Annotated in this window: 22 protein-coding genes; 17 read left to right on the top strand and 5 right to left on the bottom strand. The window is 70.5% G+C overall.

The features are described 5' to 3' along the window. Positions 1-13: 13 nt before the first annotated feature. Positions 14-667, bottom strand: coding sequence for a 2-phospho-L-lactate guanylyltransferase (gene cofC / locus ACFFJD_RS04730; protein WP_382361693.1), 654 nt, complete (start codon positions 665-667; stop codon positions 14-16). 137 nt (positions 668-804) lie between these two features. On the opposite strand from cofC, the gene ACFFJD_RS04725 reads away from it, so the two are divergent. Next, a complete protein-coding gene (locus ACFFJD_RS04725; RefSeq protein ID WP_382361690.1) occupies positions 805-1,818 on the top strand; it encodes an NAD(P)H-dependent glycerol-3-phosphate dehydrogenase in 1,014 nt (337 codons plus the stop codon). A gap of 9 nt (positions 1,819-1,827) precedes the next feature. On the opposite strand, the gene ACFFJD_RS04720 is transcribed toward ACFFJD_RS04725, so the two are convergent. Beyond that, positions 1,828-2,808 (bottom strand): thiamine-phosphate kinase, encoded by a 981-nt coding sequence (locus ACFFJD_RS04720; RefSeq protein WP_382361687.1) that lies wholly within the window; start codon positions 2,806-2,808, stop codon positions 1,828-1,830. Positions 2,809-2,841: 33 nt separating this feature from the next. Between ACFFJD_RS04720 and ACFFJD_RS04715 the strand changes: the two genes are divergently transcribed. The 3 genes from ACFFJD_RS04715 (at position 2,842) to ACFFJD_RS04705 (ending at position 4,705) form a co-directional block, all read left to right on the top strand. Continuing rightward, positions 2,842-3,444 carry a DUF3515 domain-containing protein gene (locus ACFFJD_RS04715; RefSeq protein WP_382361684.1) on the top strand — a complete coding sequence of 201 codons (603 nt, stop codon included), beginning with the start codon at positions 2,842-2,844 and terminating at the stop codon, positions 3,442-3,444. 65 nt (positions 3,445-3,509) lie between these two features. Next, positions 3,510-4,031, top strand: a complete 522-nt coding sequence (locus tag ACFFJD_RS04710; RefSeq protein WP_382361681.1) for a gamma carbonic anhydrase family protein — start codon at positions 3,510-3,512, stop codon at positions 4,029-4,031. Next, a complete protein-coding gene (locus tag ACFFJD_RS04705) occupies positions 4,031-4,705 on the top strand; it encodes a uracil-DNA glycosylase (RefSeq protein WP_382361678.1) in 675 nt (224 codons plus the stop codon). Before ACFFJD_RS04710 ends, ACFFJD_RS04705 begins: the two co-directional genes overlap by 1 nt. A 270-nt stretch (positions 4,706-4,975) precedes the next feature. Here the strand turns inward: ACFFJD_RS04705 and ACFFJD_RS04700 are convergent, their stop codons facing one another. Both ACFFJD_RS04700 and rpmB read right to left on the bottom strand, forming a co-directional pair. Then, entirely contained in the window at positions 4,976-5,767 is a 792-nt protein-coding gene (locus ACFFJD_RS04700) for an enoyl-CoA hydratase/isomerase family protein (protein WP_382361675.1), read from the bottom strand. A 141-nt stretch (positions 5,768-5,908) separates the two neighbouring features. Next, positions 5,909-6,100, bottom strand: a complete 192-nt coding sequence (gene rpmB, locus ACFFJD_RS04695; protein ID WP_382361672.1) for a 50S ribosomal protein L28 — start codon at positions 6,098-6,100, stop codon at positions 5,909-5,911. 220 nt (positions 6,101-6,320) lie between these two features. On the opposite strand from rpmB, the gene ACFFJD_RS04690 reads away from it, so the two are divergent. The 3 genes from ACFFJD_RS04690 (at position 6,321) to ACFFJD_RS04680 (ending at position 11,059) form a co-directional block, all read left to right on the top strand. Beyond that, a complete protein-coding gene (locus ACFFJD_RS04690; protein ID WP_382361975.1) occupies positions 6,321-7,967 on the top strand; it encodes a fatty acid kinase ATP-binding subunit FakA in 1,647 nt (548 codons plus the stop codon). A gap of 4 nt (positions 7,968-7,971) precedes the next feature. Then, positions 7,972-10,221 (top strand): ATP-dependent DNA helicase RecG, encoded by a 2,250-nt coding sequence (gene recG / locus ACFFJD_RS04685; RefSeq protein ID WP_382361669.1) that lies wholly within the window; start codon positions 7,972-7,974, stop codon positions 10,219-10,221. 70 nt (positions 10,222-10,291) lie between these two features. Then, the gene (locus tag ACFFJD_RS04680) at positions 10,292-11,059 is read left to right on the top strand and encodes an HNH endonuclease family protein (RefSeq protein ID WP_382361667.1); all 768 of its coding nucleotides are present in this window, start codon (positions 10,292-10,294) and stop codon (positions 11,057-11,059) included. Here ACFFJD_RS04680 and ACFFJD_RS04675 read toward each other — a convergent pair. After that, positions 11,056-11,748: a hypothetical protein gene (locus ACFFJD_RS04675; RefSeq protein ID WP_382361665.1), complete on the bottom strand. Its 693-nt coding sequence runs from the start codon at positions 11,746-11,748 to the stop codon at positions 11,056-11,058. The two genes, ACFFJD_RS04680 and ACFFJD_RS04675, sit on opposite strands and share 4 nt — an antisense overlap. Before the next feature lie 192 nt (positions 11,749-11,940). On the opposite strand from ACFFJD_RS04675, the gene ACFFJD_RS04670 reads away from it, so the two are divergent. The 10 genes from ACFFJD_RS04670 to ACFFJD_RS04625 all read left to right on the top strand — a co-directional run. Beyond that, the gene (locus tag ACFFJD_RS04670) at positions 11,941-13,215 is read left to right on the top strand and encodes a glutamate-5-semialdehyde dehydrogenase (protein ID WP_382361663.1); all 1,275 of its coding nucleotides are present in this window, start codon (positions 11,941-11,943) and stop codon (positions 13,213-13,215) included. Beyond that, positions 13,212-14,111 carry an AAA family ATPase gene (locus ACFFJD_RS04665; RefSeq protein ID WP_382361660.1) on the top strand — a complete coding sequence of 300 codons (900 nt, stop codon included), beginning with the start codon at positions 13,212-13,214 and terminating at the stop codon, positions 14,109-14,111. The genes ACFFJD_RS04670 and ACFFJD_RS04665 overlap by 4 nt, the downstream gene beginning before the upstream one ends. A gap of 2 nt (positions 14,112-14,113) precedes the next feature. After that, positions 14,114-15,553 (top strand): VWA domain-containing protein, encoded by a 1,440-nt coding sequence (locus ACFFJD_RS04660; RefSeq protein WP_382361657.1) that lies wholly within the window; start codon positions 14,114-14,116, stop codon positions 15,551-15,553. 44 nt (positions 15,554-15,597) lie between these two features. After that, the gene (nadD, locus tag ACFFJD_RS04655) at positions 15,598-16,251 is read left to right on the top strand and encodes a nicotinate-nucleotide adenylyltransferase (RefSeq protein WP_382361654.1); all 654 of its coding nucleotides are present in this window, start codon (positions 15,598-15,600) and stop codon (positions 16,249-16,251) included. Further along, positions 16,248-16,628, top strand: a complete 381-nt coding sequence (rsfS, locus tag ACFFJD_RS04650) for a ribosome silencing factor (protein WP_382361651.1) — start codon at positions 16,248-16,250, stop codon at positions 16,626-16,628. The genes nadD and rsfS overlap by 4 nt, the downstream gene beginning before the upstream one ends. Then, positions 16,625-17,353, top strand: coding sequence for a histidine phosphatase family protein (locus tag ACFFJD_RS04645; RefSeq protein ID WP_382361648.1), 729 nt, complete (start codon positions 16,625-16,627; stop codon positions 17,351-17,353). The genes rsfS and ACFFJD_RS04645 overlap by 4 nt, the downstream gene beginning before the upstream one ends. After that, the gene (gene octT / locus ACFFJD_RS04640) at positions 17,350-18,117 is read left to right on the top strand and encodes a diglucosylglycerate octanoyltransferase (RefSeq protein ID WP_382361645.1); all 768 of its coding nucleotides are present in this window, start codon (positions 17,350-17,352) and stop codon (positions 18,115-18,117) included. The genes ACFFJD_RS04645 and octT overlap by 4 nt, the downstream gene beginning before the upstream one ends. A 9-nt stretch (positions 18,118-18,126) precedes the next feature. Then, positions 18,127-18,975, top strand: a complete 849-nt coding sequence (locus ACFFJD_RS04635) for a DegV family protein (protein ID WP_382361642.1) — start codon at positions 18,127-18,129, stop codon at positions 18,973-18,975. Between the two features lie 111 nt (positions 18,976-19,086). Then, positions 19,087-20,193, top strand: coding sequence for a ComEA family DNA-binding protein (locus tag ACFFJD_RS04630; RefSeq protein WP_382361639.1), 1,107 nt, complete (start codon positions 19,087-19,089; stop codon positions 20,191-20,193). A 5-nt stretch (positions 20,194-20,198) separates the two neighbouring features. Continuing rightward, positions 20,199-21,018: ComEC/Rec2 family competence protein (locus ACFFJD_RS04625; protein WP_382361636.1), on the top strand; the 820-nt coding region annotated here is incomplete at its 3' end.

Here is a 21,018-nt window from a genome sequence, read left to right as displayed (position 1 = left end):
GGGCTATTCTTCCCTATCCGTCGCGATTGCGCGCGGCGTCCGAATGCGTGACGAGCAACGCCGCATCCGTGCGCGCACCCAGGCCGAGCGCCGCCGCCGCGCGCAGATCGTCGGGGGTGTCGACGTCGCAACGCAGGTCCGCCCAGCGGGCGTGCGTCGGGTCCAGTTCCACCGCGCCCGCGCCGCGGTGCGCCGCGGCCGATTCCGGGCCGAAAGCCGGGACGAAACGCACACCGGCGGCGACGGCCAGCAGCGAGGTGCCGGTGCCGTGTCGGTCGGCGACGAAGGCGACGCGATGGGCGTCGGCCGCGGTCAGCGCGTCGGCGAACGAGGCGGGCCGCAGCGCGGGCAGGTCGGCCTGCAGGTAGACCACACCGCCGGGGGCGCCGCGTGCGCCGTGCGCGAGTGCGGCGTTGAGGCCCTCGCCGCCGTCGGGCTCGGCCACCGGGCGGCAGCCCAAGTCGCGGGCCAGGCCGAGTACCTGCGGGTCCGGACTGACCACCACCACGTCGCGATACCCGGCGCCGACCACCGCGTCGACGGTGTCGGTGAACATTGCGGCGACGAGCTTCTCCCGCCGATCGTCGACGCGATACTCCTCGCCGAGCCGACTCTTGGCATCGCGCAGTGCCTTGAGTGCCAGCACCACCGCGACCGCATCGGACATGACGTCCATGGTGCACGGTGCGTGTGCGGCGCGCTCAGCGGGGCGGGGCGTCGAACGATTGCCGCGATCGGAATTCCACGACGCCGCGAGCCACTAGGGTGGGTGGTCTATCAGTGGTTCGGACGAGGAGTGGTGCGGTGCGCGCGGTAGTCATGGGTTCGGGGTCGTGGGGCACGGCTGTCGCGAAGATTCTGGTGGACGCGGGCAACGAGGTGACGATGTGGGCGCGCCGCCCGGAACTCGCCGAACAGATCAACACCGAACACGAGAACCGCGACTACCTGGCAGGCATCCGACTTCCGGACGCGCTGACCGCGGTCTCCTCGATTCCCGAAGCCCTCGCCGGGCGGGAACTCGTGGTCTGCGCGGTGCCCTCGCAGTCGTTGCGGGAGAACCTGACGCAGTGGCGCGAGCATCTGCCCGACGACGCGATCCTGCTGTCCCTGGCCAAGGGCGTCGAGATCAGCACCGGCGACCGGATGAGCCAGCTGATCAAGGAGGTCACCGGGTTCGACGACAGCCAGATCGCGGTGCTGTCCGGGCCCAATCTGGCCCGGGAGATCGCCGAGGAGCAGCCCGCCGCCACCGTGATCGCCTGTACCGATGAGGCTGTCGCACAACGCATTCAGCAGGCCTTCGCCGCGCCGTACTTCCGCCCGTACACCAACACCGATGTGGTCGGCACCGAGATCGGCGGCGCCGCCAAGAACGTGATCGCGCTGGCCTGCGGGATGGCCGCCGGCATGGGCTTCGGCGAGAACACCCTGGCCACCCTGATCACCCGCGGGCTGGCCGAGACCATCCGGCTGGGTACCGCTCTCGGCGCGGACATCACCACGCTGGCCGGCCTGGCCGGTATCGGCGACCTCGTCGCGACCTGCTCGTCCCCGCTGTCGCGGAACCGGACCTTCGGTGCGCGCCTCGGCGAGGGCGCCTCCCTGGAGGAGGCGCAGGCGGCCACCAACGGACAGGTCGCCGAGGGCGTCAAGTCGTGCCGTTCGGTGCGGGCGCTGGCCCGCGAGCACGGCGTGGAGATGCCGCTCACCGAGGCGGTCTACCAGGTCTGCCACCAAGACTTGGCGGTCGCCGACATGGTGGGCATGCTGCTCGGTCGCACCACCAAACCCGAGGTCTACGGCGCCCAGCAGTGACCCGTCGGTTCAGGTCTCGCTGAACGACTGCCAGCCGTGCAGATCGCCCACCGGCTGCGCGTCGACGGTGGGGCCGCCGCCCGCGTCGCCGACGGCGCCGATGACGGTCCAGCCCGGCGGGACGTCGCCGGGGGCGAAGGTGGCCAGCAGTTCGTGGTCTTCTCCGCCGGAGAGCGCCCAGCGGACCGGGTCCACCCCCAGTTCTGCTGCCAGCGCGTCCAACCCGTCCGGGCGCGGCACCGCCGCCGAGTCCACGTCGACGGCCAAGCCGGAGGCGCCCGCCATCGTCGTGATCTCCTCGACGAGCCCGTCGGAGACGTCGGTCATCGCGTGAGCGCCGGCCCGAGCCGCGATCGGTCCCTGCGTCAGGTCGGGCTGGGGCAGTCGATATCGGTCGACCAGCGCGGAGAAGCGGTGCGCCAGACCGGGGTCGGCCCCGTGCTCGATGGCCGACAGCACCGCCAGTCCCGCGGCCGCGCCGCCGAGCGGACCGCTCACCGCCAGGACGTCGCCCGCGCGTGCGCCGGACAGCGTGACCGGGGCGAGGTCGGCCAGCGAACCGAGCGAGGTGACGGTCAGCACGACCACCGGGGCCGACACCAGGTCGCCGCCGAGGACGCGACCGCCGAGGCGATGCGTCTGTCGGACCATGCCCTCGTTCAGGGCGAGGACGCGATCGACCGGGGTCGCCGGCGGGCAGCCGATCGACACCACCAGTCCGGTGAGCGCACCGCCCATCGCGGCGATGTCGGCGGCGCTCTGCACCACGGCCCGCGCGCCGATCTGCTCGGGGGCCGACCAGTCGAACCGGAAGTGCCGCCCGGCCACCGCGGTGTCGGTGCTGACCACCACCGGACCGCCGGCGGCCAGCACGGCCGCGTCGTCGCCGGAACCGATCACCACGTCGTCGGCGTTGTCACTGCGTTCCGCCGCCGCCGCGGTGAACAGGGCGATCATCGCCCGTTCACCCACCTCGCCTACCGTCTGCACGGCGCCGACCTTACGCCTCGATAGGCTTGTGTCATGACCGAGAAGGACTCCACGCCCGCTGAGGAACCGCGCGACGACGTCGAAACGGCGCCCGACGCCCCGTCGCCTCGGCAGCCCGAGGGCGCGGGGTTGAGCCCGGCGCTGATCGCGACCCTGGTCGCGATTCCGGCCATGGTGATCGCGGTGTTCATCGTGTTCGCGGTGTTCAAGAACAACGAGCAGGTGAGCACCCCGGTCGATTCCTATGCCACCGTGGAGCAGGACGCGGCCGCCTGCGGTCCGCTGATCCAGAAGCTGCCCGAGTCGTTCGGGGACTTCGGTGGGCGCGAGATCGACGGCGACACCGTCCGCTGGACGTCCTCGGTCGACGGTGAGGACGGCGATCCGCTGGTGTTCAAGTGCGGTGTGGCCCGTCCGGAGGCGCTGGCGCCCACCAGTGCGCTGCAGGTGATCAACCCGACGCAGTGGTTCATCACCGACACCGACGAGGAGCGGGGACAGGCCTACGTCCTGGTCGACCGCCGCCCCTACGTGGCCGTGTGGGTGCCGAAGGCCGCGGGCAACGGTCCGCTCACCGACATTTCCGGTCTCATGGCGCAATTGCCCGCGGCGCCTTTGGATTTCGGCGACAACTGAGCGGCGCCGGAGCCGCGCTGGTCGGTGTCGGCGACCGGATGTCGGGTCGATGGTTAGATCGACCCATGGCTGTGTACGCGCTCGGTGAGCGAGAACCCCGACTCGGCAAAGACGTCTACGTGCATCCGGACGCGACGGTGATCGGCGATGTGACGCTCGGCGACGGTGTCTCGGTGTGGCCCGGCGCCGTGCTGCGCGGCGATTACGGCACGATCGAGATCGGTCCGCGCACCAACATTCAGGACGGCACGGTCATCCACTGCACGTTCAAGGACCCGACGGTGATCGGCGCCGGTTGCGTGGTGGGCCACAACGCGCACATCGAGGGCGCGGTGATCGGCGACGACTGCTTGATCGCCTCCGGCTCGGTGGTGCTCAACGGTTCGGTGATCGGTGCGGGCAGCGTCGTCGGTGCGGGCGCGGTGGTGCCCTACAACACCGAGGTCGGGCCGCGTTCGATGGCGGTCGGCGTGCCGGCCAAGGTGCGCGAGGGCGTGGAGGTGCCCGAGGGGCACCTGATCGCCAACGTCGAGTTGTACTTCCAGAACGCCCAGTACTACGCGCGCGAACTGCGCAGGCTCGACTGATGGCGACGCCGCTGGCCGACCTGATCGATCCGGGATGGGCGCGCGCGCTGGCCCCGGTCGAAGAACTCATCGCCGAGATGGGGCAGTTCCTCCGTGCGGAGATCGCCGCCGGGCGCGGCTACTTTCCGGCGGGCAAGAACGTGCTGCGCGCGTTCTTGCAGCCGTTCGACGATGTGCGGGTGCTCATCGTCGGGCAGGATCCGTATCCGTCGCCGGGACACGCGGTGGGTTTGAGCTTCTCGGTCGAGCCGGAACTGACACCGCTTCCGCGGTCGCTGACCAACATCTTCAAGGAGTACTGCGACGATCTCGGCTATCCGCCGCCGACGAACGGGGATCTGTCGCCGTGGGCGAGCGAGGGCGTGCTGCTGCTCAACCGCGTGCTGACGGTGCAGCCGGGCGAAGCGGGATCGCACCGCGGCAAGGGATGGGAGACGGTCACCGAGTGCGCGATCCGTGCCCTCGCCGCCCGGGACGAGCCGCTCGCCGCGATTCTCTGGGGCAACGACGCGCGGCAGGCCGAGCAGTGGCTGCCCGACGTTCCGGTGGTCACCTCCCCGCATCCGTCGCCGTTGTCGGCCTCGCGGGGATTCTTCGGCTCGCGCCCGTTCAGCCGGGTCAACGAGGAACTGTTGGACCTCGGTGCCGATCCCATCGATTGGCGCCTGCCCTGAGCGGCGGTTCCTGCCGAATCCTCCAAAGTTGCGGGCCGGAATTCGTTCATTCGTACATATGTGCTACGGCGATATGTGCCTAGGATGGACCTGAGTCCTTCGGGATCGTGACTCTCGGATTCATCCCGATTCACCCCGGTACGACTCGACGGCGCTGAGTGGCCGCTCGGCTTCAGAAAGTGCGGCTCGACCGGCGTGCGGTGTTGTTTGAGAATTTCATAGCGGTCTCCGCGGCACCTCGGGTCGAGATGCCGCGGAGGGCCGGCCGGCTCAGTTGCGGGCGCTGGGGAAGTCGGGGGCGCGCTTGGCCAGGAAGGCGTTCACGCCCTCCACGCCTTCGCCGGTGATCGACAGATCGGCGATGGCGTCGGCTTCGGCGATGACGTGCTCGGACAGGGTGTTCGAGTAGGTGGTCATCAGCAGTCGGCGGATCGCGGCGTAGGCGCCGGTCGGTCCGTTCGCGAGGTCGGCGGCGATCTCGCGGGCGCGCGTGTACACCTGGTCGGCGTCGACGAGCTCGCTGAGCAGCGCCAGGTCGAGGGCGGTCTGCGCGTTCAGCACCTCGTCGCGCATCAGGATGGTGCGGGCCCGGCCCAGGCCGACGATGCGCGGCAGCAGCCAGGACATGCCGCCGTCGGGGGACAGTCCGATACCGGGGTAGGCCGGACGCAACCGGGTGCCGGGCTCGCCGACCGCGAAATCGGCGTGCAGGGCCAGGCTCATGCCCGCGCCGGCGGCCCAGCCGCTGACGGCGGCCGCGGTCGGCAGCTGGGTGGCGTACAGCGCGTCGGTGAAGGTGTTGAGGTCGTGAGCGAGGCCGCGCAGGAACTGGCGGCGGTCGTCGGCGCCGCCGAAGTGGGCGACGTTGCCGCCCGCGCAGAAGTTCTTGCCCTTGCCGACGAGCAGTACCGCCCGGGCCTTGCGGTGGCCGCGCATCACCTCGTGCAGGGCGTCGGTGCCGTTCCGGATGGAATCGCCGTCGAGGGAGTTGCCCGCGGATTCGAGGGAGATGGGGATCTCGAGGACCCCGTCGTCGTGGAGAGTGGTCAGATCATCGCTCATGGCTGTCACTCTAGGCGGTGGTCGTCGCCGCCTTCGCGCGGTCTCCGGCTCCCGCCCGCGGCGGCGACCTCCGGACCCCGAAGACAGCGAAACGCCGCTCGGAGCGAGCCGAGCGGCGGTCGTTGTCGTTCTAGCGGGCTGTTACGCCGAAGCGGTCTTGCCGGCCTTCAGGCACGAGGTGCAGACGTTCTTGCGCGTCTTGTTACCGGAAGCAAGCGCAACGCGAACCGACTGGATGTTCGGATTCCAGCGACGGTTGGTACGGCGGTGCGAGTGCGAGACCGACTTGCCGAAGCCGGGGCCCTTGCCGCAAATGTCACAAACGGCAGCCATGTCGAACTCCCTTGGTTGAAAATGTCAGTGGTACTCACCTGTCGCAGGCGCAGCGAGGAGCTGCGGCGACAAGCAACCCGACAAGATTAACCGTCGGACTGTCCCGGTGACAAATCGCGACGCCTCGGATGCGGGCGGCGGCCCCCGCGCCGTAATCTCGGAGGCCAACGACGGCCGCGAAGTGGCGTCGGTGCTGGAGCGTCGAGGAAGGGGTCGGGGAGTGCGACGGATCGGGGATGCGGTGCCGGTCAATCCCGCGCTGATTCGGGACTGGGCGTATGCCTGTGCCAAGGGTTTGGACGAGCAGCGCTCGGAGATCAACGACCTCAACGTCTTTCCGATCCCGGACGCCGACACCGGCAGCAACATGGCCTTCACCATGGCCGGTGCGGCCGGCGCGTTGGACTCGGTCAGCGCCGACGCCGACCTGAGCACCGTGACCCGGACACTGGCCGACGGCGGGGTGGCCAACGCACGCGGCAACTCCGGCATCATCCTGTCGCAGATTCTGATGGGTCTGGCGGATGCGGCCGATCTGGCCGCAGCCGAAGAGGACCCCAGCTTCAACCGGTTGGTCAAGAACGGGCTGCGACTGGCGGCGCTGTCGGCGCGGCGCGCGGTCAGCATGCCGCGGGAGGGGACCGTCCTCACGCTCCTGCGGGTGGCCGCCGATGTGGCCGCCGCCGAGGTCTCCGCCTCGCCCGCGGATCTGGTGCGCGCGGTGGCCGACGAATGCGCGGTCGCTTTGGAAGAGACCACCGAGCAGATGATCGAGCTGTCCAACGCCGGCGTGGTCGACGCCGGCGCCCGCGGCTTCCTGGTGATGCTCGACGCGATGGTGCTGGTGGTCGCCGGCGTGGCGAACCGGCGGCGCGCCTACCGCGGTTCGATGGCCGACACCGGCCACGGCGACGACGAATGCGCCGGCTCGGGCGATACCGACTTCGAGGTGATGTACCTGCTCACCGCCGCCGACGGGACGCGGATCGGCGCACTGCGGACCGAGCTGGGCGAGCTGGGCGATTCAGTGGTGATCGTCGGCGACAGCTCGACCGCCTCCGAGCAGTTCTCCGTGCACGTGCATACCGATGAGCCGGGCGAGGCCATCGAAGCGGGTCTGCGGGTGGGGCACGTGCGCGACATCCGCATCAGCTGCTTCCTGCTCGACGAGCACCGCAGTCGGCCGGGCGCCAACGAGCCGCCGCCGCGGAACAAGCGCGCGGTGTTGGTCTTGGCGCAGGGCGACGGTGCGCAGGAGTTGTTCACCGCGGCGGGGGCCGCGGTGGTGCGCACCGACCACGGCGTGCATCCGGCGACGGTCGCCGAGGCGATCCGGTCCGCCGACAGTGCGCACACCATCGTGATGGGCAACGGCATGATCGCCTCGGCCGACCTGGTGTCGGTGGGCGCCAAGGCCCGCTCGGCCCTGCGCTCGCTGGTCTTCCTGCCGACGCTGTCCATGGTGCAGTGCCTGTCGGCCCTGGCCGTGCACGATCCGGGGGAGTCACCGGACGTGGATGCGTTCGCCATGGCGGAGGCGGCCGCCGCCACCCGCTGGGGGTCACTGCGTCGGTCCAACAGCAAGATCATGACCCTGGCCGGCACCTGCGAGATCGGCGACACCCTCGGGCTGATCGGTTCGGACGTGTTGGTGATCGCCAAGAATCAGGCCGAGGCGGCCACCGCCTTGATCGACCTCATGCTGGCCACCGGCGGCGAGATGGTGACGATCCTGGCGGGCGCGGAACTGAGCGACCAGGTGCGCGAGGACATCGGGCACCACCTGCGGCGGGAGTATCCCGGCATCGAGCTGGCGCTCTACCAGGGCGGGCAGTCCAGCCAGCTGCTCCAGATCGGCGTGGAGTAGCGCCATGTCCGACCATCGCGGGTCGTTGACGCTGACCACCGAACTGTCGGCGACGGCACTGGCGCCCGAGTCGGTGGCCAAGCTCGCCGATCTGGAGTTGGTGACCGTCGGCGAGCTGTTGCGCTATGCGCCCCGGCGGTACCTGGTGCGGGGCCGCAACAGCGACACCGAACGCCCGGAGCCTGGTACGTGGATCAACGTGATGGGCCACGTGAAGCGCACCGAGACGATCCCGATGAAGCGCAAGCCCGGCAGCTTCCTCAAGGTGGTGGTCAACGACGGGCGGCGCGACTACGAGGTCAGCTTCTTCAACGCCAAGTGGATGAAGCGCAAGCTGTTACCGGGTACCCACATGGGTCTGGCGGGCACGGTGAAGTACTTCCGCGACCAGATCCAGCTGTCCCATCCGGAGTGGCTGATCCTGCCCGACCTGGCGCACGAGGATGCCATCGGCACCACCCTGCTGACGGACATGTACACCGACCAGGCAGAGCAGGATCCGGACCGGGTCGCCACCGCGGAGGACATGGACTCGTTCGCTCGCGACCTGGTGCCGATGTATCCGGCGACCAAGAAGATCCAGACCTGGGAGATCTGGCGCGCGGTGCGGCGGGTCCTCGCCGACCTCGGGCCCACCCCCGACGCGCTCACCGAGCAGCAGCGCGCCGAGCGGGGTCTGATGACCAGCGATGAGGCGCTTCGCCTCATCCACCTGCCCGACTCCCAGCACGACGTGGACGCCGCCGCGCGGCGGCTCAAGTTCGACGAGGCGCTCGCCATGCAGACCACGCTGGCGCAGCGGCGGATCGCGGCGGGCACCGAATCGGCCCACGCGTGCCCGCACGTGCCGGGCGGGTTGGAGGATCAGCTGCTGCAGCGGCTGCCCTTCGAGCTGACCGCCGGGCAGCGCACGGTGGTCGACGAGATCGCGGCCGACATCGGCGCCGCGCACCCGATGAACCGCCTCCTGCAGGGTGAGGTGGGCTCGGGTAAGACACTCGTCTCGCTGCTGGTGATGCTGCGGGTGGTGGACAACGGTCATCAGTGCGCGATTCTGGCGCCGACGGAAGTTCTTGCGGCGCAGCACTATCGCACCGTGCTGACCATGCTGGGCGACCTGGCCCGCGGCGGCCAGCTGGGCGCGGCCGACGGTGCCACCCAGGTGGCGCTGCTCACCGGTTCGCAGAAGACGGCCGAGCGCAAACAGAATCTGCTGGACATCATGACCGGGCAGGCCGGCATCGTCATCGGCACGCACGCCCTGTTGGAAGACAAGGTCGACTTCTTCGATCTGGGCCTGGTGGTGGTCGACGAACAGCACCGCTTCGGCGTCGAGCAGCGGGACGTCCTGCGCGAGAAGGGGCGGATCAACCGTCCGCACTTCCTGGTGATGACCGCGACGCCGATTCCGCGGACGGTCGCGATGACCACGTTCGGCGATCTGGAGACCTCCACCCTGACCGAGTTGCCCCGTGGGCGTCAGCCGATCGCGAGCACCGTGGTCCCGATGGGCAACGCCAAGTGGGTCGACCGGGTGTGGGAGCGGGCCGCGGAGGAAGTGGACCAGGGGCGCCAGGTGTACGTGGTCTGCACCCGTATCGGCGATGAGAAGTCCAAGGTCGACGACAAGGGCGGGGTCCCGCCGGTCTCGGTGCTCGACCAGTGGCAGGCGCTGGCCGAATCCGGTCCGCTAGCGCACCGGTCCATCGACTACCTCCACGGCCGCATGCCCGGCGACGAGAAGAACGAGGTGATGGACCGGTTCACCCGCGGGGAACTGGACGTTCTCGTCTCCACCACGGTCATCGAGGTCGGTGTGGACGTGCCCAACGCGACGATGATGGCGATCGTGAACGCCGAGCGTTTCGGGGTGAGTCAGCTGCACCAGCTGCGCGGTCGTGTCGGGCGTGGTCGGCACGCCGGGCTGTGCCTGCTGATGACCACCTTCGCACCCGGCACCAAGGCCTATGACCGCCTCGAGGCGGTGGCCGGGTCCAACGACGGTTTCGAGTTGGCGCGCATCGACCTGGAGGCGAGGCGCGAAGGCGATGTGCTGGGATCGGCGCAGTCCGGCGGCAACTCGTCGCTGCACTTCCTGTCGCTGCTCGACGACGCCGAGGTGATCGCCGATGCGCGGGAGGTGGCCACCGAGATCGTGTCGGCCGACCTGCCCCTGGCCGACCATCCCGCGCTGGCGGCGCTCGTCGACGCCATCCTGCTGCCCTCCAAGTTGGGGTATCTCGAGAAGTCCTGACCCCGGGCGGGCGCCGCGTGGCGCGGGAACCGGATCGGCGCCGGCCGCGTCTAAAGGTCGGGGCTCATCAATGCACGCACTGCACCGGGACATCGCCGTACGCATCGCGACCGCGCGGCACCGCCGTCGGGACGGTCGCATCCCGCTCACCGGCCGGCACTGGACGGCGCTGGTGGGTTTCGCCGTCACCGCGGTGCTGGTGGCCGTCGGACTCGGCCTGCCGTCTGCACCCCAAGCGCCACAGGTGCCGGCCGAGCGGGTGGCGCGGGCGCGTACGGAACTGGCCGCGCTCGACGTGGTCGGGGGCAGGCTGACGCCGCAGGCGGCCTATCTGCGGACCGCGTTCGGCGCCGCGTGGACCGATCACGGCGGGGTCGGGGAAGCGGGCAACGGCTGCGATACGCGCAACGACATCCTGCGGAGGGACCTGGCGGTGACCAAGTCTCTTCCGACGTCGGGATGCCCGGCGGCCGTGGCGGCGGGTCGGCTGCGCAGTCCGTACAGCGGTCGCGAGATCGTGTTCGCGCGGGGCGCCGGGTCGGCGCGGGTGCAGATCGATCACCTGGTGCCGCTGGCGTACGCGTGGGACATGGGCGCGTGGGCCTGGCCGCCGTCGCGTCGGGTGGCCTTCGCCAACGATCCCGCGAACCTGCTCGCCGTCGACGGACCGAGCAACCAGGCCAAGTCGGACCTGGAACCGGCGCGGTGGATGCCCGAGCTCCGCGGCTTCTGGTGTCAGTACGCGATCGGCTTCGTCACGGTCTCGGCCGCCTACCGACTCCCGGTGGACGCGGGGTCGCGCCGGGTGCTGGCGACGGCTCTCGACGAGTGCCGCTAGGGGCGGTTCGGATCGTCGGGGGTCGAGGGCCGGTAGTCCTCGGGTCCGCCGGGCTGATAGTCGGGCTGACCCGAGTACGGCTGACCGGGGTACGGCTGACCCGGGTACGGCTGGCCGGGGGCCTGCTGGCCGGGGTAGCCGCTGATCGGATACTGCGGGCCGGGCTGCCAGGCGGCGGGCGGTGGGGTCTTGGCGCGATTGGCGCCCACGGCCCACAGGATCACCCCGATCACCAGCAGGAGCCCGCCCAGGCCGCCGCCGAAGACCGCCAGGAGCACGCCGCCCGCACCGGTGAGGATGCCGCCGACCGGCAGTTCCGGTCCGGCGACCACCACGGAATCACAGTCGATGGTGTAGGTGCCGGCCTGCGGGAACCGGAGCGAGCCGAACGAGGTCACCGAGTCGCCGTTGAAGTCGAAGGTCATGTCGCCGGACACCGTGCCGCGCTCGACGGGAGCGGGACCGGTGGCGGCGCAGTCCGGAGTGAGGATGCCGGTGCTGGCGGAGTAGAGGACCAGCTTCGAGTCGGCCTCGGCCACGTACTCGGTGGGGCCGGTGATGCGGAACGAGTCGTTGACGACGTCGGCCAACTTACCGAAGCCGATGACCGCCAGGACGATGCCGACGGCCACCGCGACGATGGCGATGACGAGCCCGGACCAGGTGAGCCACTTGCCGATCTTCTTCATCGCCCCATTTTGTCACGAATGCCCTGGCCGGGGGTGGTTCCCCGCGCAACGACATGCTGGGTGCGCGCAGCACGATCGCGGCCGCCGCGATCGCCCGGCGGACGGCCGTGCCGGGGACTCTCGTCGTCGACTGACCGCGGGGGCTTCATGGCCGACGACGGCCACTCGCCGACGGCGTCTAACCTGGACGGCATGAGTGTGAGCACCCCCGAAACCCGCGACGCGCAGACCGTCGACGAGGTGGTCCGCGCGCAGGCCCAGGCCGCGAAGAAGGCAGCCCGCGGGCTGACCACCCTGACCACCGCCACCAAGAACGAGGTGCTCCTCGCGGCCGCCGCCGCATTGGACGCCGCGGCCGAGGAACTGCTGGCCGCCAACGCCGAGGACGTGGCCCGCGCCGAGGCGAACGGCACCGAGGCCGCCCTCGTCGACCGCCTGCGGCTGACGCCCGAGCGGATCGCGGGCATCACCGACGGCCTCCGCCAGGTGGCCGCGCTGCCCGACCCGGTCGGGGTGGTGGTGCAGGGCAAGACCCTGCCCAACGGTCTGGAACTGCGGCAGGTGCGCGTCCCGCTCGGCGTGGTCGGCTTCGTGTACGAGGCGCGCCCCAACGTGACCGTCGACGGTTTCGGCATCTCGTTCAAGGCGGGCAACGCCGTGCTGCTGCGCGGCTCGTCGTCGGCCGCGAGCTCCAACAAGGCGCTGGTCGAGGTCTTGCGCGGGGTGCTTGTGGACCACGGGATCAATCCGGACGCCGTCGCCCTGCTGCCCAGCGAAGACCGCGCCAGCGTCACCGCGCTGATCCAGGCGCGCGGCCTGGTGGACGTGGTGATCCCCCGGGGCGGGGCCGGCCTGATCTCCACCGTCGTGGAGAACGCCACCGTGCCCACCATCGAGACCGGCTCGGGCAACTGCCACATCTACGTTCATTCCGCGGCCGACCTGGACACCGCGTTGAACGTCATCCTCAACGCCAAGACCCGACGCCCCAGCGTGTGCAACACCGTCGAAACGGTGCTGATCGACCGGGCCATCGCCGACGTCGCGCTGGCGCCGATCGTGACCGCGCTGCAGGGGCAGGGGGTCACCGTGCACGGTGAGGAGCCCGGCATGGAGCCGGCCACCGAGGCCGATTGGCACGCCGAGTACCTGTCGCTGGACGTCGCGCTGAAGGTGGTCGACGACCTCGACGCCGCCGTCGACCACATCGAGACCTACGGCACCGGCCACACCGAGGCCATCATCACCGGCGAGTCGTCGGCGGCCCGCGACTTCACCGCCCGCGTGGATGCGGCCGCGGTGATGGTCAACGCCTCCACCGCGTTCACCGACGGCGAGCAGTTCGGCTTCGGCGCCGAGATCGGCATCTCCACGCAGAAGCTGCACGCCCGCGGACCGATGGGTCTGCCCGAACTGACCTCGTCCAAGTGGATCGTCTGGGGCGACGGACAGGTGCGTCCGGCATGAGCGCCGCCGACACCATCGTGCCGAGCTTCGAGAGCACCGCCGACGTGGTGGCCAAGCTCAAGACCACCGGCTATCTCGCCGACGAAGCCACCGCGACCGCCGCCTACCTGGCCGACCGCCTCGGCAAGCCGCTGCTGGTGGAGGGGCCGGCCGGCGTCGGCAAGACCGAACTGGCCCGCGCCATCGCCGGCGCCACCGGCGCCGACCTGGTCCGGCTGCAGTGCTACGAGGGCATCGACGAGGCCCGCGCGCTGTACGAGTGGAATCACGCCAAGCAGATCCTCGCGATCCAGGCCGCCGGGCAGCGCGACTGGGATGCCACCAAGGACGACATCTTCTCCGAAGAGTTCCTGCTGGCCCGACCGCTGCTCACCGCGATCTCGCGCGAGACGCCGACCGTGCTGCTGATCGACGAGATCGACAAGGCCGACGTCGACATGGAAGGTCTCCTGCTGGAGATCCTCTCCGACTTCGCGATCACCATTCCGGAGATGGGGACGGTCGTGGCACAGCGTCGGCCCATCGTGCTGCTGACGTCCAACGCCAACCGGGAACTGTCCGAAGCGCTCAAGCGGCGCTGCCTGTACCTCTACATCGACTTCCCCGACGCAGATCTCGAACGCGAGATCCTCGCCTCCCGTGTGCCGAACCTGCCGGAGAACCTGGCTGCCGAGGTGGTGCGCATCGTGGGTGTGCTGCGCGGGCTGGACATCCGCAAGAAGCCGTCGGTGGCCGAGACCATCGACTGGGGCAACACGCTGCTGGCGATGGTCACCGGAACGGCGGAGGAACACGACGGCCGGGTGTCGGACTCGCTGCTCAAGCGCACCCTCGGCGTGGTGCTCAAACACCGCGCCGACGTCCTCACCGCCGTGCGCGAGCTGAAACTGGACTAGCGGTGACCGACTCCCGCCCGCCGCGGCCGCAGCCTGGCGCCGCGCAGGAACTCGTCGACACCCTCACCGGTTTCGTCGAGGATCTGCGCGCGCGGGGCATCGTCGTCGGTCCGTCGAATCTGATCGACGCCGGCCAGGCGATGGAAGTCCTGGACCTGCTCGATCGCAACAGCCTGCGCGAGGGATTGGCGGCGACTCTGCTGTCCGATCACCTGCACCGGGACACGTTCGACCTGTGCTTCGAGCTGTGGTTCCCGCTGGGCCACACCGCGCGGGCGGGCGCGTTGGCGGTGCCGCGGACCGCGGACGGCGAGGTCGACGTGGAGGCGCTGCGCGAGATGACCGCCGACATCCTGGCCGACGACGAGGCACGCGCCGACGGGCGGTTCGATCAGCTGGTGGCCGCCATCGTCAACGAGGTGGGCCAGTACGACTCGGCGCGCGGCGAAAGCTACTCGGTGTATCAGGCGATGTCGGCGATCTCGCCGCAGACGCTGATCGCCCGCATCGCGGCCGCGATGGCGGCGGGCATGCCGCGCGAGGACGGGGAACGGGCAGGCACCGACGCCCTCACCCGCCGCGCCGCCCGCGATGCCACCCTGCAGCTGCGGGCGGCCGTGGAGACCGAGGTGCAACGCCGGATGTCGGCGCTGCGCGGCCGCGACGAGGTGGCCGCCTACGCGGTGCCGAAGCTGCCCGAACAGATCGACTTCTTCTCCGCCAATCCGCAGGACATGGCCAAGCTGCGGCGCACCATTGATCCCATCGCGCGCCTGCTGGCGGCCAAGCTGGAGTTCCGGCGTCGGCGCAACAACAGGGGAGCGGTCGACATCCGGTCCACGCTGCGCGCTTCGATGTCGACCGGCGGAGTGCCCATCGAACTGCGGCACCGCAAGCCGCGCCCGGGCAAACCCGAACTGGTGGTGATCTGCGACGTCTCCGGCTCGGTGTCCGGCTTCTCGTCGTTCACGCTGCAGCTGGTGTACGCACTGCGCCAACAGTTCTCCAACGTGCGCGTGTTCGCCTTCGTCGACACCGTCGACGAGGTGACCGACTACTTCGACAGGTCCAACGCCGACGACCAGTTCGGGGAGCGGATGACCACCATGCTGCGCGAGGCCCGCATCAGCACCCGCGGCGGTCATTCGGACTACGGGCACATGCTCCGCGGTTTCGTCGAGAACTACCTCGACTCGCTGACCCATCGCGGTGCGCTGCTGATCCTCGGGGACGCGCGCAACAACTACGCGCTCTCCAGCGTCGATTCGCTTGCGGTCCTGCGGGAACGGGTGCGCAACGCGTACTGGCTCAATCCCGAACGGCGTGAGAACTGGGACACCGGCGACTCCATCGCCGGCCGGTACGGCGAGGTGATCGACATGTACGAGTGCCGCAACGCCGAGCAACTCGGCCGGGTGATCGCGAACCTGCTGCCGGTGTGACACCGGACGCAGGCCGCCCGAGCGCACGCGTAAGCTCTGCATCCATGTCTGATGTGCCGTACACCCCGCGCCGAATCGGCATCATGGGTGGCACCTTCGATCCGATTCACAACGGGCACTTGGTGGCCGGCAGCGAAGTGGCGCACCAGTTCGGGCTCGACGAGGTGATCTTCGTCCCCACCGGACGTCCCTGGCAGAAGGAGGGCACGGCCGACGGCGTCGTCGCCCGCACCGTGTCCGCGGCCGAACACCGGTATCTGATGACGGTGATCGCGACCGCGTCGAACCCGGACTTCACCGTCAGCCGCGTCGACATCGATCGGTCCGGCGTCACGTACACGGTGGACACACTCGGTGACCTGCGCCGCGAGTACCCGCGGGACGAATTGTTCTTCATCACCGGAGCCGATGCGCTCGAGACCATTCTGACCTGGCAGAATTGGGAGGAATTGTTCGAGCTGGCGAGTTTCATCGGCGTCTCACGCCCGGGATACGCCCTCGACGTCACCCACTTGGCCGACTATCTGGCGACCAAACCCGCCGATGCACTGCAGACCATGGAGATCCCGGCCCTGGCGATCTCGTCCACCGATTGCCGCGTTCGCGCTCGGCAGGGTCGCCCGGTCTGGTACCTGGTGCCCGACGGCGTGGTCCAGTACATCAGCAAGCACGGCCTGTATCGAAAGGAATCCCCGTGACCGCAACCGAAGACGCCCGCGCACTGGCGACCGTCGCCGCGCACGCCGCGGCCGCCCGCAAAGCCGAGAACGTCGTGGTGATCGACGTGTCCGATCTGCTGGTCATCACCGACCTGTTCGTGATCGCCTCCGCCGACAACGAACGTCAGGTGAACGCGATCACCGAGGAGATCGAGGACCGCCTCCGCGAGGCCGGGCATCAGCCGCTGCGTCGCGAGGGCACCCGGGAGGGTCGATGGGCCCTCCTGGACTACGGCGACGTGGTGATCCACGTCCAGCACGGTGAGGAACGCGACTTCTACGGCCTCGAACGGCTGTGGGCCGACGGCCCGATCGTGGAGATCGAAGGGCTCGAGGCCGCCGCGGACGAGGCATGAGTTTCGAACCCGATCAGGGCGACACCAGCGTGGAGCGGCTCACGCCGATCGTGCGGCGCCTCGTGCTGTTCCGGCACGGCCAGACCGACTACAACGTCGGCCGTCGGATGCAGGGGCACCTGAACACCGAGCTGTCGCCGGTGGGGGTGACCCAGGCCGAACGCGCGGCCAAGGTGCTGGCGGCCCGGTCTCCGCGGATGATCCTGTCCTCGGATCTCAAGCGCGCCTACGACACCGCGCTCGCGCTGGGCGCGGAGACCGGCCTCGAGGTGATCGCCGACTCCCGCCTGCGTGAGACGCACCTGGGCTACTGGCAGGGGTTGACCCACCACGAGGTGGATGCGGCCATGCCGGGCGCCCGCCGCATCTGGCGCGACGACGCCACCTGGACGCCGCCCGGCGGCGAGAGCCGCGTGGACGTCGCCGCTCGAGCGGTGCCGGTGGTGACCGAACTGGTCGACGCGTTGCTCGACTGGGGGCAGGGCGCCAATCCCGAGGCTCCGGTGGTGATGGTGGCGCACGGCGGCGTGATCGCCGCGATGACCGCCCGCCTGCTGGACCTGCCGGTGGCCAACTGGCCGGTGCTCGGCGGGTTGGCCAACACCAGTTGGGTGCAGTTGTCCGGGCACAGCCTGCCCGGTGAGCCGCCGACGTGGCGCCTGGACGTCTGGAATGCGCTGGACGTGTGGAATCAGACCGACCCCGCCGACCCGGGAGTGCAGTGACCGAGAAGACCACGCCCACCGAACCGGGATCGATCCTGGTGCTGGCGGATTCGCTGTCGTTCTACGGCCCGGTGGGCGGCCTGTCCGCCGACGACGAACAGATCTGGCCCAACCGGGTCGGCGCCGCCCTCGGGCGGCCGGTGGAACTGCACGCGCGCATCGGCTGGACCAGTCGCGACATCTGGTGGGCGGTGACGCAGGATCCGCGGATCTGGGCCAACCTGGGCAAGGCCGACGTGGTGGTGCTCGCCTACGGCGGCATGGATTCGCTGCCGTCGCCGCTGCCGACCGCGTTCCGCGAGCAGATCCGATACGTGCGCCCGGCGGCCCTGCGGGAACGGGTGCGCGGTGCGTACGGGTGGCTGCAGCCGCGGCTGTCGGCGCTCGGCTGGCCGATGGCGTTGCCGCCGACGGTGACCGTCGACTACTACGAGAAGGTGCGCGCCTCCCTGGCGCACCTGCGCCCGGAACTGCCGATCATCGTCGCGCTGCCGCCGACGCACGCCAGTCCCTACTACGGTCACGCGCACCCCGGTCGGGTGCCGACCAGTTCGGCCATCGAGCGGTGGGCGCGCCGGCACGATCTGCCGATCGTCGACTTCTATCCGATCACCGCGGCCGACTTCGCCGACGCGCCGGAGACCATGAACCCCGACGGCATCCACTGGGGTCTGCACACGCACGAGGCGATCGCCGAGCTGGTCGCGCCCGCGGTGGCCGCGCAGCTGCCGGGCGGCGGGAGCGGGGTTGAGCGCTCCGGCTAAGTTGTAGGGGTGCCTGTCATCGTCGTCACCGACTCGTCGTCGCGGTTGCCCGTGTCACTGGCCGACCGCTATGGAGTGGTGCAGGTCCCGCTGCACGTGACCATGCCCGACGGCGTCGAGTATCTCGAAGGCATCGACGACATCCCCAGCGACGTGATCTCCACGCCGGGAGCCACCACCTCCGGGGCCAACCCGCAGGACCTGATCGACGTCTACCGCGCGGCCATCGAGCGCAGCGACGGCGACGGAGTGGTCGCGGTGCACATGTCCCGCAGGCTGTCCGGCACCTGGGCGGCGGCCCGGCTGGCCGCCGAAGAACTGGGCGACATGCTGCGTGTGGTCGATTCGCGGGCCGCGGGAGTGTCGGTGGGGTTGACCGTGCTCGCGGCCGCACAGGCGGCCGAGGCCGGCGCCGACCGGGACGGGGTGTACGAGGCCGCCGTGCGCGCCGCCGCCACCGCCGAGTCGTTGATGTGCGTGCAGACCCTGGAGAACCTGCGCAACAGCGGTCGGATCAGCACGGCCAGTCACCTGCTCGGGTCGGCGCTGTCGATCAAGCCGATCCTGCAGATGTCCGACGGCGTGCTGGCCCTGCTCGAACGCCAACGCACCATGACCAAGGCCGTGAAGAAGATGGTCGACACCATCGTCGAGTCGGTCGGCGACGACGAGGTGACCCTCGCCGTTCAGCACTGCCACGCGCCCGAGCTGGCGGTGCAGGTGCACCAGAGCGTGCTCGATCGTCTGCCCCACGTCACCTCGTCGATCGTGGTGGATCTGGGTGCGGTGCTCGGCATTCACGTCGGTCGCGGCGCGGTCGGCGTCACCGTCGGCCGCGGTCTGACCCGGCTCGACTGACCCGGCCCGGCCGCAACCCCGCCGTCGGCGGCGTGTGGATACTCGTCGGTCTCCACAGGGTGCGCGCCGACAGTCTCGAACCAGGACACGGCGGCGGCTTAACGTCGCGGTATGACCAGGCGATCCTCCAGCACCGCGAGCAACCCGCTCGATCGCATCCTCCCGCGTGGTCGGCCGGACGATTCCGCGCCGCCACAGACGCTCGATGAGTGGGGCGCCACCGAGATGCCCCGCTGGTTGGACACACCCGCCGGTCGGCGCGCCTGGTCCGGGCGGCCGGGGTCCGGGGAGTCGGGGTCAGACGGGGACGGGGCCGGAACCGTTGAGGCGTGGGATGAGGTCCTCGACGCCGAGCCGGAACCCGAACCGTTCGACGAGGATTACGGCGACGGGGACTACGGCGACGAGGATTACGGCGACGAGCGCCGTGCGGACGGTTCCGAGACCGACGGGTTCGGGGACGACTGGGGTGAGCCGCCGCGGCGACGCCTGGCCATGCTCCCGCCCGCGGCCCTGGCACTGATCGGCGTCGGCGTCCTCGCCTGCGTGATCGCGGGCTTCACGCTGGTGCGCAGTACCGAACCGGCGGCGCCGCTGGTGGACCTGCCTGCCTCGGCCGGGCCGACGCCCAGCGCCGAGGCCGGCGGCGATCCCGGCCCACCGGCGGACGGGCAGCCCTCGGACGGGCAGGCACCGGACGGGCCGCCGTCGGCGACGTCGCCGGGCACCGAGATCGTGGTCAGCGTCGCGGGGCTGGTGCACAAGCCGGGGCTGGTCCGCTTGGCGCCGAACTCGCGGGTGGCGCAGGCCCTGGAACGGGCGGGCGGGACGCGCGCGCAGGCCGACGTGCTCAGCCTGAACCTGGCGCAGATCCTGCACGACGGCGACCAGGTCCTCGTCGGCACGCGCGAGCACGGCGCCGCCTCGGTCCGCAGCGCGGTGGTGTCCTCGGGCGGCGGCCCGGCAACAGGCGGCGGGGCGGCAGGCGACGGGGCGCGCGGCGGCCGCGCACCCGTCGCCGCGGCCAAGGTCGATCTCAACACCGCCACCGTCGCCCAGCTCGACACCCTGCCCGGCGTCGGACCGGTGACCGCCCAGGCGATCATCGCCTGGCGCGAGCAGCACGGCGGCTTCACTTCGGTGGATCAGCTGGCCGAGGTGGACGGGATCGGCCCGGCACGGTTGGCCAAGCTGCGCGATGCGGTGACGGTGGGCTGAGCGCCGTGGACCTGCGGCTGGCCGGCCCCGCGGCGGCGTGCTGGGTGACGTGCGCGTTGGCGTTGTGGCTGCCGCTGGGCGCCACGCTCCTGTTCACCGCGGGGTGGATACTCGCCGCGGCGGTGGGCTGGATCCTGTTGCGGCACCGACGGGCGGCGATGGCGGCCACCGTGGCCGGGGTGTGCGGGGTGGCCGCCGCCGCGGGGGTGGTGTGCGCGATCCGGATCGGCCTGGTCGAGTCGTCGCCGGTGCGCACCCTGGAGGGCAAACCTCGGGTGACGGTGCAGGTGACCGGCGACGGACAGGTCTTCGCCGGCAACGGCGGCGTCCGGTTGCCGGTGAAGATACTCGCAGCCGAGGGACGCCGGCTGCGGCAGGTCGACGCCGTGCTGCTGGCGCGCCTGTCCGAGCTGCCGGAAACCGTTCCCGGGGAGCGTCTTTCGGTGCGGGTACGGGTTCGGCCGGCGTCGCCAGGACCCGCCGATCGCCTGGTCGCGGCCCGGCTGACCGCCGTCGACGAGCCACGGGTGGTGGGGGCCGCGCCGGCGTGGCAGCGGTGGGCCGGTCGGGTCCGCGCCCGGCTGCGGGAGTCGGCGGCGCGCGCGTTGCCGCCGCGCGCGGCGGGGCTGCTGCCGGGACTGGTGCTCGGCGACACCGGTGAGCTCGACCACGGTTTGCGAACCAACTTCTCGTCGGCCGGCCTGACCCATCTGACCGCGGTCTCCGGGGCCAACTTCTCACTGGTGTGCGGGGCGGTGGTGCTGGGGGTGCGGTTGCTGGGCGCGTCGACGCGGCTCACGGTGGCGATGGGGTTGGTGGCGATGC

This window comes from Gordonia phosphorivorans (genome assembly GCF_042432625.1).
Lineage (GTDB): Bacteria > Actinomycetota > Actinomycetes > Mycobacteriales > Mycobacteriaceae > Gordonia > Gordonia phosphorivorans.
This window is presented reverse-complemented; position numbering and strand designations above follow the sequence as displayed.